The sequence below is a fragment of the Actinomadura vinacea genome, from assembly GCF_039532545.1.
Classification (GTDB): Bacteria; Actinomycetota; Actinomycetes; order Streptosporangiales; family Streptosporangiaceae; genus Spirillospora; species Spirillospora vinacea.
In genome coordinates, this window is record NZ_BAAARW010000038.1 from 269,871 (window position 1) to 282,659 (window position 12,789).

The 12,789-nt window shown below is 71.5% G+C and carries 15 protein-coding genes; 9 read left to right on the top strand and 6 right to left on the bottom strand.

The window, feature by feature from the left end:
• Nucleotides 1-15: 15 nt before the first annotated feature.
• Entirely contained in the window at nucleotides 16-246 is a 231-nt protein-coding gene (locus tag ABD340_RS41075; RefSeq protein WP_344596726.1) for a hypothetical protein, read from the top strand.
• Nucleotides 188-553 (top strand): type II toxin-antitoxin system PemK/MazF family toxin, encoded by a 366-nt coding sequence (locus ABD340_RS41080; RefSeq protein WP_344596728.1) that lies wholly within the window; start codon nucleotides 188-190, stop codon nucleotides 551-553. Before ABD340_RS41075 ends, ABD340_RS41080 begins: the two co-directional genes overlap by 59 nt.
• 6 nt (nucleotides 554-559) lie before the next feature.
• On the opposite strand, the gene ABD340_RS41085 is transcribed toward ABD340_RS41080, so the two are convergent.
• The gene (locus ABD340_RS41085; RefSeq protein WP_344596730.1) at nucleotides 560-1,345 is read right to left on the bottom strand and encodes an enoyl-CoA hydratase/isomerase family protein; all 786 of its coding nucleotides are present in this window, start codon (nucleotides 1,343-1,345) and stop codon (nucleotides 560-562) included.
• Nucleotides 1,346-1,406: 61 nt separating this feature from the next.
• Between ABD340_RS41085 and ABD340_RS41090 the strand changes: the two genes are divergently transcribed.
• Entirely contained in the window at nucleotides 1,407-2,279 is an 873-nt protein-coding gene (locus ABD340_RS41090) for a biotin--[acetyl-CoA-carboxylase] ligase (RefSeq protein ID WP_344596732.1), read from the top strand.
• Nucleotides 2,280-2,432: 153 nt separating this feature from the next.
• A complete protein-coding gene (locus tag ABD340_RS41095; RefSeq protein ID WP_344596734.1) occupies nucleotides 2,433-3,428 on the top strand; it encodes an adenylate/guanylate cyclase domain-containing protein in 996 nt (331 codons plus the stop codon).
• Between the two features lie 166 nt (nucleotides 3,429-3,594).
• Here the strand turns inward: ABD340_RS41095 and bfr are convergent, their stop codons facing one another.
• Together bfr and ABD340_RS41105 are read right to left on the bottom strand one after the other, a co-directional pair.
• Entirely contained in the window at nucleotides 3,595-4,092 is a 498-nt protein-coding gene (gene bfr, locus ABD340_RS41100; protein WP_344596736.1) for a bacterioferritin, read from the bottom strand.
• A 109-nt stretch (nucleotides 4,093-4,201) separates the two neighbouring features.
• Nucleotides 4,202-4,516 (bottom strand): (2Fe-2S)-binding protein, encoded by a 315-nt coding sequence (locus ABD340_RS41105; protein WP_344596737.1) that lies wholly within the window; start codon nucleotides 4,514-4,516, stop codon nucleotides 4,202-4,204.
• Between the two features lie 431 nt (nucleotides 4,517-4,947).
• On the opposite strand from ABD340_RS41105, the gene ABD340_RS41110 reads away from it, so the two are divergent.
• Together ABD340_RS41110 and ABD340_RS41115 are read left to right on the top strand one after the other, a co-directional pair.
• Complete coding sequence (locus ABD340_RS41110; protein WP_019629095.1) at nucleotides 4,948-5,619, top strand: response regulator transcription factor; 672 nt, start codon at nucleotides 4,948-4,950, stop codon at nucleotides 5,617-5,619.
• A gap of 158 nt (nucleotides 5,620-5,777) precedes the next feature.
• Nucleotides 5,778-7,055: an ATP-binding protein gene (locus tag ABD340_RS41115; RefSeq protein WP_344596739.1), complete on the top strand. Its 1,278-nt coding sequence runs from the start codon at nucleotides 5,778-5,780 to the stop codon at nucleotides 7,053-7,055.
• Between the two features lie 8 nt (nucleotides 7,056-7,063).
• On the opposite strand, the gene ABD340_RS41120 is transcribed toward ABD340_RS41115, so the two are convergent.
• Entirely contained in the window at nucleotides 7,064-7,666 is a 603-nt protein-coding gene (locus ABD340_RS41120) for a GtrA family protein (RefSeq protein ID WP_344596740.1), read from the bottom strand.
• A gap of 328 nt (nucleotides 7,667-7,994) precedes the next feature.
• Between ABD340_RS41120 and ABD340_RS41125 the strand changes: the two genes are divergently transcribed.
• Both ABD340_RS41125 and purE read left to right on the top strand, forming a co-directional pair.
• Complete coding sequence (locus tag ABD340_RS41125; protein ID WP_344596806.1) at nucleotides 7,995-9,164, top strand: 5-(carboxyamino)imidazole ribonucleotide synthase; 1,170 nt, start codon at nucleotides 7,995-7,997, stop codon at nucleotides 9,162-9,164.
• A gap of 17 nt (nucleotides 9,165-9,181) precedes the next feature.
• Nucleotides 9,182-9,649, top strand: a complete 468-nt coding sequence (purE, locus tag ABD340_RS41130) for a 5-(carboxyamino)imidazole ribonucleotide mutase (protein ID WP_344596807.1) — start codon at nucleotides 9,182-9,184, stop codon at nucleotides 9,647-9,649.
• 2 nt (nucleotides 9,650-9,651) lie between these two features.
• On the opposite strand, the gene ABD340_RS41135 is transcribed toward purE, so the two are convergent.
• Together ABD340_RS41135 and ABD340_RS41140 are read right to left on the bottom strand one after the other, a co-directional pair.
• Nucleotides 9,652-10,077: a CoA-binding protein gene (locus ABD340_RS41135; RefSeq protein WP_344596741.1), complete on the bottom strand. Its 426-nt coding sequence runs from the start codon at nucleotides 10,075-10,077 to the stop codon at nucleotides 9,652-9,654.
• A 35-nt stretch (nucleotides 10,078-10,112) separates the two neighbouring features.
• On the bottom strand, nucleotides 10,113-11,387 hold the full coding sequence (locus tag ABD340_RS41140; protein ID WP_425547518.1) for a UDP-glucose dehydrogenase family protein: 1,275 nt from the start codon (nucleotides 11,385-11,387) through the stop codon (nucleotides 10,113-10,115).
• 158 nt (nucleotides 11,388-11,545) lie between these two features.
• On the opposite strand from ABD340_RS41140, the gene ABD340_RS41145 reads away from it, so the two are divergent.
• Entirely contained in the window at nucleotides 11,546-12,715 is a 1,170-nt protein-coding gene (locus ABD340_RS41145; protein WP_344596744.1) for an acyl-CoA dehydrogenase, read from the top strand.
• Nucleotides 12,716-12,789 lie beyond the last annotated feature (74 nt).

The window sequence follows — 12,789 nt, forward strand, 5'->3', positions numbered from 1 at the left end:
GCTACAGTTCGGAGTATGTCAACCATAACGATCAGAGCTGATGAGGCGACCGAGCAGGCCCTGGCCGAGCTCACCGAAGACGGTGCCGAACGGTCCGCCGCCATCCGCGAGGCCATTCAGGAGGCCGCCCGGCTCCACCGTGCCCGCAAGGTCCGGGCCGAAGCGGAGGCGCTGGCGGCCGACCCGGATGACCGCGCCGAGATCGCCGCCGTCCTCAAGGACATGGAGGACCTGCGTGCGTGGTGATGTCTACGCGCTCCGTGCCCCGCGCGGTGCCAAGGGGCACGAACAGCGAGGAGGTCGGTTCGCCGTGGTCGTGCAGTCGGACCTCTTGCCCTTGTCCACATGGCTGGTCGCCCCCACCTCCACCAGCGCGCGCCCGGCATCCTTCCGTCCCGAAGTGGAAGTGGCGGGTAAGACCACCCGGGTGCTGGCCGAGCAGACAACGGCCGTTGCGCCGGAGCGACTCGGTGATCGCGTCGGCGCCCTGACCTTGAGTGAACTTCAGGCGGTGGACGCGGCACTGGTGACCGTGCTCGGGCTTGGTCGCTGACACGCCTTAGGACGGCCAGTTGGGTTTGCGTTTTTCGTTGAAGGCGGCGATGCCTTCCTGGCGGTCGGGGGAGAACGCGGCGGTGCGCCAGGCGTTCTCTTCGATGTCCAGGGCCGCGTCGAGGCTTCCGGTTCCGGCGCCCAGGCGCATCGCGCGTTTGGCGGCGCGGACCGCCACGGGGGAGTTCGCGGCGATCGTCGCGGCGATCGAGAGGGCCTCCTCGCGGGCGGTGCCCGCGGGGACCTTGCGGTCCACCAGGCCGAATTCCCGCGCCTCGTCGACGTCCAGGCGGCGGCCGGTCAGTACCAGGTCGGCGGCGCGGCCGGGGCCGAGCCTGCGGAGGGCGAGCTGGGTGCCGCCGCCGCCGGGGACGAGTCCCACGCTCACCTCGGGCAGGCCGAAGACCGCGGTCTTGTCCGCCACGATGAGGTCGCAGGACAGCGCGAACTCGCAGCCGCCGCCCAGCGCGTAGCCGTGGACCGCGGCGATCACCGGTTGGGGCAGGTCCAGGACGCCGCCGAACGCGGCGCGGAACACGGGCCGCTGGGCCATGAGCTCGGCGTCGGTCATGGTGTTGCGTTCCTTGAGGTCGGCCCCGACGCAGAAGGCCTTCTCGCCCGAGGCGGACAGGACCACCGCGCGGACCGCCGGGTCGGCGGCCGTCTCCGCGCAGATCTCGGTCAGGTGCTGTGCCATCGCCGTCGACAGGGCGTTCAGGGCCTCTGGCCGGTCCAGCACGATCTCGGCGACATGCGGGCTCGTCTCATCGCGCCGTAGCGTCACTCCGTTCACGCCGAGCACTTTAGAGGACGGCTGATGAGCCCTGTTTGGCCGCGTGGGGTTGGATGATGGGGTGAGTGAGTCTCCCTACGCCGACCTGGACCGGCCCCCGCTCCACGAAGGGGCCCTCCGGCGCGCGCTCGTGCGCCCCGACACGCTGTGGCAGGACGTGCGCGTGGTGCCGGAGACGGGGTCCACCAACGCCGACCTGGCCGCCGCGGCCGGTGAGGGCGCCCCGGAGGGCACGGTGCTGGTCACCGAGCTGCAGATCGCGGGACGCGGCAGGCTGGGCCGGCCGTGGGCCGCGCCCGCCCGCTCGGGGCTGATGTTCTCGATGCTGCTGCGGCCCGGCGTGCCCGCCGCGCGGCTGGGCTGGTCGCCGCTGCTGACCGGCGTGGCGGTGGCGATGGCGGTCCGGCGGATGACGGCGTGGTCCCAGGAGGGCGCGGGGTTCTTCGCGGAGGAGGGCGACCGTACCGACGCCGCCGTGGACGTCCGTCTCAAATGGCCCAACGACCTGCTGGTCGGCGAGCGGAAACTGGCCGGGATCCTGGTCGAGAAGGTCGAGGACGCGCTGGTGGTCGGCATCGGCCTCAACGTCGGCCTGCGCGAGAGTGAACTGCCCGTCCCGACCGCGACGTCGCTGGCCATCGAGGGCGCCCCGCTGAGCGACCGGGCGCCGCTGCTGCGCGCGATCCTCCGCGAGTTCGAGACCTGGTACCGGGAATGGACGTCGCTCGGCGGTGATCCGGAGACCAGCGGCCTGCGTACGGCGTACAAGGGCCTGTGCGCCACGCTCGGCCGCGAGGTGCGGATCGAGTTGCCCGGCGGGGACGTCCTGCGCGGCACGGCCAGTGACGTCGACGCCTCCGGCCGTCTGGTCGTCACCGGGCCCGACCAGGCGGAACGCGCGGTGGGCGCGGGGGACGTGGTGCACGTACGGTGAAGCCGGCGGGTGGATACACGGACCTGTCGGTCCAGGGACCGTCGCGTCTGCCACGATATGTCGCGGAACTCGACCACGTCGCCGCCGGCGTCTTCGGCGCCGCCGGCGCGCTGAGGGGCAGGGGAGATGCCAGCAGAGGGCGGGGCGGGGTCTTTGCCCGATCCGAAGGAGATCGAAGAGCTCCTGCTCGGCGGCGAGCTGCGTTACAACCGTGTCGACGCCGTCCGGCTGGCCGGGGTCAGCAGGGCGTTCTCGGGCCGGGTGTGGCGCGCCTTCGGCTACCCCTCGATGCCCGACGGCGAGGTCGCCTACACCGAGGGCGACGTCGCCGCGCTCTACCGGATCCGCCGGCTGATGGACGACGGCGTGCTCGACGAGGACGGGGTGATCCGCCTGGTCCGCGCCTTCGGCCAGACCATGACCCGGCTCGCCGAATGGCAGGTCAACCTGCTGAGCAGCACGCTGAGCGAGAGCCCCGGCGAGGCGCCCGACCCGGGGGCGGTCCGCACCATCGTCGAGATTGCCGAAAAGCACATGGAGGAGTTCGAGCCCCTGGTCGTGCACGCCTGGCGGCGCCAGCTCGCCGCCGCCGGTACCCGGGCCATCGCCGCCTCCGCCACCCGCGCGCCGGGCTCGTCCGCGACGCGGCCGCACATCACGGTCGGGTTCGCCGACATGGTCTCCTTCACCCAGATGAGCCGGGAGCTGGAGGAGCTGGAGCTGGCCCGGGTCGTGGAGCGGTTCGAGGAGACCGCCTCCGACATCGTCGCCTCCTGCGGGGGACGGCTGGTCAAGACGCTGGGCGACGAGGTGCTGTTCTGCGCCGACGACCCGGTCGTCGGCGGTGAGATCGCGCTGACCATCGCGGCGGCCGTCAAGGACGAGACGGAGGTCCCCGACGTCCGGGTCGGGGCCGCCTACGGGCCCGTCCTGCCGCTCATGGGCGACGTGTTCGGCACCACCGTGAACCTCGCCGCCCGCCTGACGTCCCTGGCCCGGCCGGGCTCCGTCGTGATCGACGAGGAGCTCGCCGGCCGGCTGGAGGCCCGGCCGGACTTCACCGCGACCCCCATCGTCCGCCGGCCCGTCCGCGGCCTGGGCATCATCCAGCCGTACGTTCTCCGCAGAACCCGAGCGAAGGATCGCTAGGGCCTGTCTCGACGTGGCTTCAGGTACCGCGCGAGCGCGCTACCTGGCCGGTGGGGCGACGCCGGAGGCGAGTCTCACCGGGCAGATCGCGAAGCGATGCCGCGCTCGCCCCAAGCCCGGTCAGGGTGCGAGCCGCCAGGCGAGCGCCCTGGGCCGGGGTTGCAAATCAGTTGGGTGAGCTCATGCCTTCGCCGGGGGCGTCGGTCAGGCGCTGGAGGTAGTTCTGCTCGCCCAGGGACTCGACCAGGCCCAGTTCGGTCTCCAGGTAGTCGATGTGCTCCTCCTCGTCGGCGAGGATGTCCTCGAAGATCCGGGCTGAGGTGACGTCGCCGCGGGAGCGCATCAGCTCGATGCCGGGACGGAGCCGCGCCACGGCCTCCAGCTCGACCTGGAGGTCGGCCTTGAGCTGCTCGACCACGGTCTGGCCGATCCGCAGCGTGCCGATCTTCTGGTAGTTGGGCAGCCCCTCCAGGAAGAGGATGCGGTCGGTGAGCCGCTCCGCGTGCCGCATCTCGTCGATGGACTCTTCGCGGGTGTGCCTGGCCAAGCGGGTGAATCCCCAGTTCTCCTGCATCTTGGCGTGCAGGAAGTACTGGTTGATCGCGGTGAGCTCGGCGGTCAACTGCTCGTTGAGCAGTCCGATGATGTCCTTGTCGCCTTCCATGAAGCCCCATGCTTCCATGGCCGCCCGGATGTGGACAGCACTAACCCCCCGTTCAGCGCATTTTCCTTGCGAAATGGCTGCTGAGACGGGGTGCCCGTTGGCTGTCGTCTTAAGCGGCGGTGGGTTCGGACCCCCTTTCGGACGGGCGCACGGGAAGCGTGGGGCCGGCGACCTGGACGGGCCGGGACACCGTTTCGGTGCATTCGACCGGCATCACCGGGGACGCGGGGCCGCCGGTGATGGCGTCGACCAGATCGCTGGCGGTGCGGTACTCGCTGATGAGGGCGTACAGCCGCTTGGTGCAGGAGCCGCAGCCCGGCCTCATGCCGCAGGCGTCCTTGACGTCCTTGGGGGAGCTGGCGCCGCCGTCGAGGCAGCCGCGGACGTCGTCCTCCGTGACGGCGTTGCAGATGCAGACGTACATGCGGCGACGGACCCTTCATCCGGCAGTAAGGACACCCTCATTAAGGTAAGGCTCCCCTAAGGTAGCCCACGATGTCCGTTCTGGCCAGTGGCGACCGGTTCTTTTGTGTGTGGCCTTCCTGGCGGACCCGCGCCGCGAGGAGGTCCCGCGGCCGGTTTTCACCCGCCCGTCTCGCCGCACATGGCGCGACACACCTCTTTAGAACATCCAGGCGGCGCGGTAACGAACGTCAGGAACCGGGCGAGGGCCGGAGCCCGCCGGAAGCCCCGTGAGCGTGCGGCCGCCGCCCGGGATCGCGGTCGACACGCGGGGTTACCTCCGGTTGCCCTGAGGAATGTCCGTGTTCGGGGATGTACTACGAGTGGCAAACCGCAGGTCAAGAGCGCGGCGGGTGCCGGGAAACGTTCATGAATGGTCATACGATCGGTCTCATGACCTCAGTACTGCTCGCCGAGGACGACACGTCCATCTCCGAGCCTCTCGCCCGTGCGCTGCGCCGTGAGGGCTACACCGTCGAAGTCAGCCCGGACGGCCCGCAGGCGCTGGAGCGGGCACTCGGGGGCGGCGTGGACCTCATCGTCCTCGATCTCGGACTGCCCGAGCTGGACGGGCTCGAGGTGGCGCGCCGGGTACGCGCCGAGGGGCACGGCGTGCCCATCCTGATCCTGACCGCTCGCGCCGACGAGGTCGACACCGTCGTGGGCTTGGACGCCGGTGCCGACGATTACGTCACCAAGCCGTTCCGCCTGGCCGAGCTGCTGGCCCGTGTCCGGGCCCTGCTGCGCCGCGGCAGCACCGAGACCCCGATCGTGCAGGGGGTGCGGATCGACGCCGAGTCGCGGCGGGCCTGGATGGGCGACCAGGAGCTCCAGCTCACCACCAAGGAGTTCGACCTGCTCCGCGTGCTGGTACGCGACGCGGGCAAGGTCGTCACCCGTGAACAGATCATGCGCGAGGTGTGGGACACCAACTGGTGGGGTTCCACCAAGACCCTCGACATGCATATTTCCTGGCTGCGCCGCAAACTCGGCGACGACGCCGGCAGCCCGCGCTACATCACGACCGTGCGCGGCGTCGGCTTCCGATTCGAGCGCGGCGACTAGGGCGGTTTTGTGGGTCCGCGCAGATCCACGAAACCCGCCCTGAGGCGCGTCCGCCCAGAGCCCCGTCCGCCATGATCATGCGGTTCCGTCGCGGGCCGGCCCGAGACCGGCCGCGGCCGCGGACCGCGTGATCATGGCCCACCCTCGAAGGAGCCCTGATGAGGCGCCGACTGCTGCTGTCGACGCTCGCGGTGGCGGTCGTCGCGATCCTGCTGCTCGGCATACCCCTCGCCTACGCCGCCCACAAGCTCATCTACGAGGAGGCCCGCCAGTCGCTGGACCGCGAGGCCGCCTCGATCCTCGGCGGGATCGGCTTCAGCCTGGAGTCCGGCCAGCCGATCACCGCGCAGAAGATCTCCCAGGAGTACCCCGGCCGGTACATCGTGATCAGGCTGGCCAACGACCAGCTGGTCACCGCCGGGGCCCGGCCGGCCCGCGGCGTGGCGCTGCTCACCTCCACGGGGAACGGCGGCGGGGTGCGCGTCCAGGTGTCCCGCCCGGCCGGCGAGGTGCAGGACGAGGCGCTGCGGCTGATGCTGCTGATCGGCAGCCTGGCCGCGCTGGGCGTCGCGGTCACCGTGGGCCTGGCCATGGTGCAGGCTCGCAAGCTCACCCTGCCGCTGATCGACCTGGCCGAGACCGCCGACCGGCTGGGCACCGGCAACGCCCGCCCGCGCCGCCGCCGGTACGGCATCGCCGAGGTCGACCGGGTCGCCGAGGTGCTGGACCGCAGCGCGGTCCGGATCGCCGACCTGCTGGCCGCCAGCCGCGAGTTCGCCTCCGACGCCAGCCACCAGCTGCGCACCCCGCTGACCGCGCTGTCGATGCGGCTGGAGGAGATGATCGAGGCGGCCGAGTACCCGGACATCGTGCGCGAGGAGGGCGCCGCCGCGGTCGCGCAGGCGGAACGGCTGGTCGCGGTGGTGGAGCAGCTGCTGGCCCGGTCCCGGCACGACCGCACCGGGGCGGCGGTCGCCGCCCCGATCGACGACATCATCGCCCAGCAGGTGGAGGAGTGGCGGCCGATCTTCCGCCGGGACGGCCGGGACGTGGCGATGACCGGCGAGCGCGGCCTGATCGGCATGACCAGCCCGGAAGGGCTGTCCCAGATCATCGCGACGCTGCTGGACAACTCGCTGGTGCACGGCTCCGGACCGGTCACGATCAACACCAAGCTCGGCGCCTGCTCGGTGGTGGTGGAGGTCGGCGACCAGGGCACCGGGATCCCGCCGGAGCTGGAGCCCAGGATCTTCGAGCGCAGCGTCAGCAGCGGGAAGGGCACCGGGCTCGGGCTCTACCTGGCCCGGTCACTGGCGGTGGTGGACGGCGGCCGGCTGGAGCTGATCCAGTCCCGTCCCGCGGTGTTCGGGGTGTTCCTCCGCCAGGCGGCCGAGGCGCGGCTGGCGTCCGAACGGGTCGTGATCGGCCCGGCCTGACCGCCCGGTCAGCGTCCCGTCTGGGTGAACTCGGCGTACCCCTCGGCGGGGCGCGAGTCGATCGGAAGGCCCAGGTCGTGCGCGGGCGGCGCGCTGCCGTTGACCGTCCCGGGAGCCGCCGGCCGCGGGGCGGCGGTCTCGGGAAGCCCCGAGTGCGGGTCGACCTGCGCGGCCTCGACCGGCAGGAACACCCACTTCTTGTACGACCAGAAGCGGAACAGCGTCGCCACGCCGGTGCCGACGACCATGGAGGCGTTGTACGGGATCGGCCCGGTCAGCCCGAGCACGTAGCTGGTGAAGCCGATGAACAGCTGGGTGATCACCAGGCCGACGCCGTTCAGCGCGAAGAACAGCACGTACTCGCGGCCCAGGCCGGTGCGGTCGCGGTGGCGGAACGTCCAGTAGCGGTTGGCCAGGTAGGCGAACGTGGTCGCCACCACCGTCGCGATCGCGTTGGACGACAGCGGCCCCATCCCCAGGCCCGACTCCAGGTGCAGCGCGTTGCTCAGGACGAACGTGATCACGAAGGCGATCGCGCCGACGCTGCCGAACTTCGCCAGCTCCCGCGCCAGGTGCCTGAACCGGCGGTAGATCTGGGAGAACAGGTTCACGAAGGGGAACCTTCCTTCCGGGATACGGCTACCGCGGCGCGGCGCTCGGCCGGCGCGGGTCGGCTTCTGCGGTGGCGAGAAGAGGATAGACGTGTGTGACCGCTGGGGCGGTACAACCAGACGTTCACGGTACCGTGCCTCTTCCCCTCCCCGCGCAGGGGCTGATCACACTCGTGCCCATTCAGCTTTGACGCGGGGATGGCCTGATCTGTTCACTCGATCGGCCCACCGGCCCGGTCGGCACGCTGACGAGGGACGATCACGGTCCGCGAGGGCGGTGCACCCCGTCCCGCCCGATAATCTACTGATCGTGACAGATCCAGCGCAGATGCCGGTGGTGGGCATGGCCGGCGGCGGCCAGCTGGCCCGGATGACCCAGCAGGCGGCGATCGCCCTCGGCGTGTCGCTGCGCGTGCTCGCGGGCTCGGCCGGCGACTCGGCCGCCCGGGTGGTCGCGGACGTCCGCGTCGGCGACGACTCCTCCCTCGACGACCTGCGCGCCTTCGCCAAGGGCTGCGACGTGGTGACCTTCGACCACGAGCACGTCCCCGGGGCGCACATCCGCGATCTCGAGGAGTCGGGGATCCCGTGCCGTCCCGGCTCGGCGGCGCTGCTGCACGCCCAGGACAAGCTGGTGATGCGGGAGCGGCTGAGCGCGATCGGCGCGCCCTGCCCCGCCTACGCCCACGTGCCCGACCGTGCCCCGATGGCGTTCCTGGAGGTCTTCGCCCGCGACCACGGCTGGCCGCTGGTGCTCAAGGCGACCCGCGGCGGCTACGACGGCAAGGGCGTGTGGGTCCTGGACGCCCTCGACCGCGACGCGTGGGACCTGGTGAGCCGCCTGGTCGGCGAGGGCGTCGACCTCATGGTGGAGGAGCACGTCCCGTTCCGCCGCGAGCTGGCCGCGCTGGTCGCCCGCTCCCCGCACGGGCAGGGCGCCGCCTACCCGATCGTGGAGACCGTCCAGGAGAACGGCATCTGCGTCGAGGTGATCGCGCCCGCGCCCGGCCTGGACGGCGACCGCGCCGCCGAGGCGCAGCGGCTCGCCCTCGACATCGCCGACCGGCTCGGCGTCACCGGGCTGCTGGCGGTGGAGCTGTTCGAGACCGAGGACGGGCTGCTGGTGAACGAGCTGGCGATGCGCCCGCACAACTCCGGCCACTGGACGATCGAGGGCGCCCGCACCTCCCAGTTCGAGCAGCACCTGCGGGCCGTGCTCGACCTGCCGCTGGGCTCCACCGACCCGGCCGCCCCCTACACCGTCATGGCGAACGTGCTGGGCGGCGACGCCCCCGCGATCTACCATCGCTACCTGCACGTGATGGCCCACGACCCCGGCGTCAAAGTGCACTTCTACGGCAAGGACGTCCGCCCCGGCCGCAAGATCGGCCATGTGACCGTGCTCGGCTCCGACCTGGACGACCTGCGGGCACGTGCCAGGCACGCGGCGGACTTCCTGCGCCGGGGCTCGGCGATGGACGAGAAGGAGGACGCGTGACGAGCGTCGGCGTGGTGATGGGCAGCGACTCCGACTGGCCGGTGATGAAGGCCGCGGCCGAGGCGCTGGAGGAGTTCGGGATCGGCTACGAGGCCGACGTCGTCTCGGCGCACCGGATGCCGCACGACATGATCGCCTACGGCTCGGAGGCGGCCGGGCGCGGCCTGCGCGTGCTCATCGCGGGGGCGGGCGGCGCCGCCCACCTGCCGGGCATGCTCGCCTCGGTCACCCCGCTCCCGGTCATCGGCGTGCCCGTCCCGCTCAAGCACCTGGACGGCATGGACTCGCTGCTGTCGATCGTCCAGATGCCCGCCGGGGTCCCGGTCGCCACCGTCGCCGTCGGCGCGGCCCGCAACGCCGGGCTCCTGGCGGTGCGCATCCTGGCCGCCTCGGACGAGGCCCTCCAGGCGAAGATGCGGGACTTCCAAAGGGACCTGTACGACCAGGCCAAGGCCAAGGGCGCCCGCCTCCGCGAGAGCCTCTGAGGTCAGCGCCGCAGCGCCCACTCCACCGCCGGGCAGCGGTCCATGACCACGTCCAGGCCCGCGTCCCGGGCCCGCCGCGCCGCCGCCTCGTCGATGACCTCCAGCGGCAGCCAGACCGCCCCGGCCCCGGCCGCGATCGCCTCGTCCACCGCCGCGCCGGCGAACTCCGCCCGCCGGTAGACGCCCACGACGTCGGGCGGGTCGGGGACGTCCGCCAGCGCCGCGTACCCGCGCTCGCCGAGCACGGCCGCCGCGGACGGATGCACCGGAATGATCCGCTTGCCGCGCTGCTGAAGCAGCCGCGCCTGGGTGTAGACCTCCCGCTCGGGGTTGTCGGCCAGCCCCACGAACGCCCATGTCGTCGTCTCGTTCAGCAACCGCCGGATCACGCCCTGGTCGGCGAACGGATCCACCATCGCATCAGCCATGCCCAGCACAACATCAACGGCCCCGCGATCGTTCCCTAGGGACGGCCCAGGGCGCGGTAGTTCCAGCCGGCGGCGCGCCACTCTTCGGGGTCCAGGGCGTTGCGGCCGTCGACGATGTTCTTCTCCGCGACCACCTCGGCGAGCGCCAGCGGGTCCATCTCGCGGAACTCCTCCCACTCGGTGAGGAGGAGCACCACGTGGGCGTCGCGGGCGGCGCCGAGGGCGGAGTCGCCGAAGTCGAGGGACGGCTGGGCGCGGCGGGCGTTGGCCATGGCCTGCGGGTCGTAGACGGTGACCTTGCCGCCCTGGCCGCGGATCGTGGCGGCCACGTCGAGGGCGGGCGAGTCGCGCACGTCGTCGGAGTTGGGCTTGAACGCCGCGCCCAGCACTCCCACCGTCCGGCCGATGAACGAGCCGCCGAGCAGCAGCCGGGCCAGGTCGACCATGCGGATGCGGCGGCGGATGTTGATCTCGTCGACCTCGCGCAGGAACGTCAGCGCCTGGTCGACGCCCAGCTCGCCGGCGCGGGCCATGAACGCGCGGATGTCCTTGGGCAGGCAGCCGCCGCCGAAGCCGAGCCCGGGGCCGAGGAACCGGCCGCCGATCCGGTCGTCGTGCGACAGCGCCTCCGACAGCTTGGTGACGTCCGCGTGCGCCGCCTCGCACACCTCCGCCATCGCGTTGATGAAGGAGATCTTGGTGGCCAGGAACGCGTTGGCCGACACCTTGACCAGCTCGGAGGTGGGGTAGTCCGCCACGATGAACGGGGTGTCCGCGGCCAGCATCGAGGAGTAGACCTCGCGCAGGATCTTCTCCGCCCGCTCGGCCGCGCCCTGGTCGCCGGGCAGGCCGACGACGATCCGGTCCGGGCTGAGGGTGTCCTGGACGGCGAAGCCCTCGCGCAGGAACTCGGGGTTCCACGCCAGCACCGCGTCGCCGTCGGCGGGGGCCAGCATGGCGATCCGCTCGCCCAGCCGGGCCGCCGTGCCCACCGGCACCGTGGACTTGCCCACCACAAGGCACGGCCGGTGCAGCAGCGGTGCCAGGGAGCTGACCGCGTCGTCCACGTAGGACAGGTCCGCGGCGTACTCGCCCACCTTCTGCGGGGTCCCCACGCAGACGAAGTGGACGTCGCCGAACTCGGCCACCTCCTCGTAGGAGGTGGTGAAACGCAGCCGGCCGTTCTCCAGGTTGCGCTTCAGGACCGGCTCCAGACCCGGCTCGTAGAACGGCAGGTCACCGGCCGCGAGGCGGGCCACCTTCCGCTCGTCGACGTCCAGGCCCAGCACCTCGAATCCAAGATCGGCCATGCACGCCGCATGCGTGGCGCCTAGGTACCCGGTCCCGATCACCGTCAGCCGGTAGCTCAAGACGGCTCCTCTCCTCGTCGTCCGGTGATGGACGTTCCCGCACGTAGCGGTACCCCGTCCTCGACCGGCGCAGTGTACTGGTAGGTAGCATGCGCGCTATGAGTCCCGACTTTCCCACGTACGCCCCGTCGGAGGAGCACGAGCTGCTCCGCGCGACGGTCCGCGAGCTCGCCGACGCCAAGATCGCGCCGCATGCGGCGGAGGTCGACGAGGAGTCCCGCTTCCCCCAGGAGGCCCTCGACGCGCTCGTGCAGAACGACTTGCACGCCGTACACGTTCCGGAGGTGTACGGGGGCGCCGGGGCCGACGCACTCGCCACCGTGATCGTGATCGAGGAGGTCGCGCGCGCGTGCGCGTCCTCGTCCTTGATACCCGCTGTGAACAAACTAGGCACGGTCCCGGTGCTGCTGTCGGGTGCCGAGGAGCTGAAGAAAAAGTATCTGGCCCCGGTGGCCAGGGGCGAGGCCATGTTCTCCTACGCCCTGTCGGAGGCCGAGGCCGGGTCGGACGCGGCGGGCATGAAGACCCGCGCGGTGCGGGACGGCGACCACTGGGTGCTCAACGGCGCCAAGATGTGGATCACCAACGCGGGCGTGTCGGAGTACTACACGGTGATGGCCGTCACCGACCCCGCCGCCGGCGCCCGCGGGATCTCGGCGTTCGTGGTGGAGAAGGCCGACGAGGGCGTCTCGTTCGGGCCCAAGGAGAAGAAGCTCGGGATCAAGGGCTCGCCGACCCGCCAGGTCATCCTGGAGAACGTGCGCATCCCCGCGGACCGGATCATCGGCGCGGAGGGCACCGGGTTCAAGACCGCGCTGGCCACGCTGGACCACACCCGCATCACCATCGCCGCGCAGGCGCTGGGCATCGCCCAGGGCGCCCTCGACTACGCCCTGGGGTACGTCAAGGAGCGCAAGCAGTTCGGCAAGGCGATCGCCGACTTCCAGGGCGTGCAGTTCATGCTGGCCGACATGGCGATGCGGCTGGAGGGCGCGCGGCAGCTCACCTACCACGCCGCGATCAAGTCCGAGCGCGCGATGCACGGCGCGAAGATCCCCGACCTGACCTTCGTGTCGTCGGCGTGCAAGGCGCTGGCCTCGGACGTGGCGATGGACGTCACCACCGACGCCGTCCAGCTGCTGGGCGGCTACGGCTACACCCGCGAGTTCCCCGTCGAGCGCATGATGCGCGACGCCAAGATCACCCAGATCTACGAGGGCACCAACCAGATCCAGCGCATGGTCATCGCCCGCCAGCTCCTCAAGTAACCGGGTCCTGGGAGCGCCCCCCCGGTCAGGCGGGGGCGCTCTGGGCTACTTCTTGCAGAGTTTCTGGGTGGCGG

Excerpts from the sequence above, each read along its gene's own strand:
- ABD340_RS41075 (WP_344596726.1), top strand. The coding sequence starts at position 16 with ATGTCAACCATAACGATCAGAGCTGATGAGGCGACCGAGCAGGCCCTG.
- ABD340_RS41080 (WP_344596728.1), top strand. The coding sequence starts at position 188 with ATGACCGCGCCGAGATCGCCGCCGTCCTCAAGGACATGGAGGACCTGC.
- bfr (WP_344596736.1), bottom strand. The coding sequence starts at position 4,092 with ATGGAAGGCGACAAGGACATCATCGGACTGCTCAACGAGCAGTTGACC.
- ABD340_RS41105 (WP_344596737.1), bottom strand. The coding sequence starts at position 4,516 with ATGTACGTCTGCATCTGCAACGCCGTCACGGAGGACGACGTCCGCGGC.
- ABD340_RS41110 (WP_019629095.1), top strand. The coding sequence starts at position 4,948 with ATGACCTCAGTACTGCTCGCCGAGGACGACACGTCCATCTCCGAGCCT.
- ABD340_RS41115 (WP_344596739.1), top strand. The coding sequence starts at position 5,778 with ATGAGGCGCCGACTGCTGCTGTCGACGCTCGCGGTGGCGGTCGTCGCG.
- ABD340_RS41125 (WP_344596806.1), top strand. The coding sequence starts at position 7,995 with ATGCCGGTGGTGGGCATGGCCGGCGGCGGCCAGCTGGCCCGGATGACC.
- purE (WP_344596807.1), top strand. The coding sequence starts at position 9,182 with ATGGGCAGCGACTCCGACTGGCCGGTGATGAAGGCCGCGGCCGAGGCG.
- ABD340_RS41135 (WP_344596741.1), bottom strand. The coding sequence starts at position 10,077 with ATGGCTGATGCGATGGTGGATCCGTTCGCCGACCAGGGCGTGATCCGG.
- ABD340_RS41140 (WP_425547518.1), bottom strand. The coding sequence starts at position 11,387 with ATGGCCGATCTTGGATTCGAGGTGCTGGGCCTGGACGTCGACGAGCGG.
- ABD340_RS41145 (WP_344596744.1), top strand. The coding sequence starts at position 11,546 with ATGAGTCCCGACTTTCCCACGTACGCCCCGTCGGAGGAGCACGAGCTG.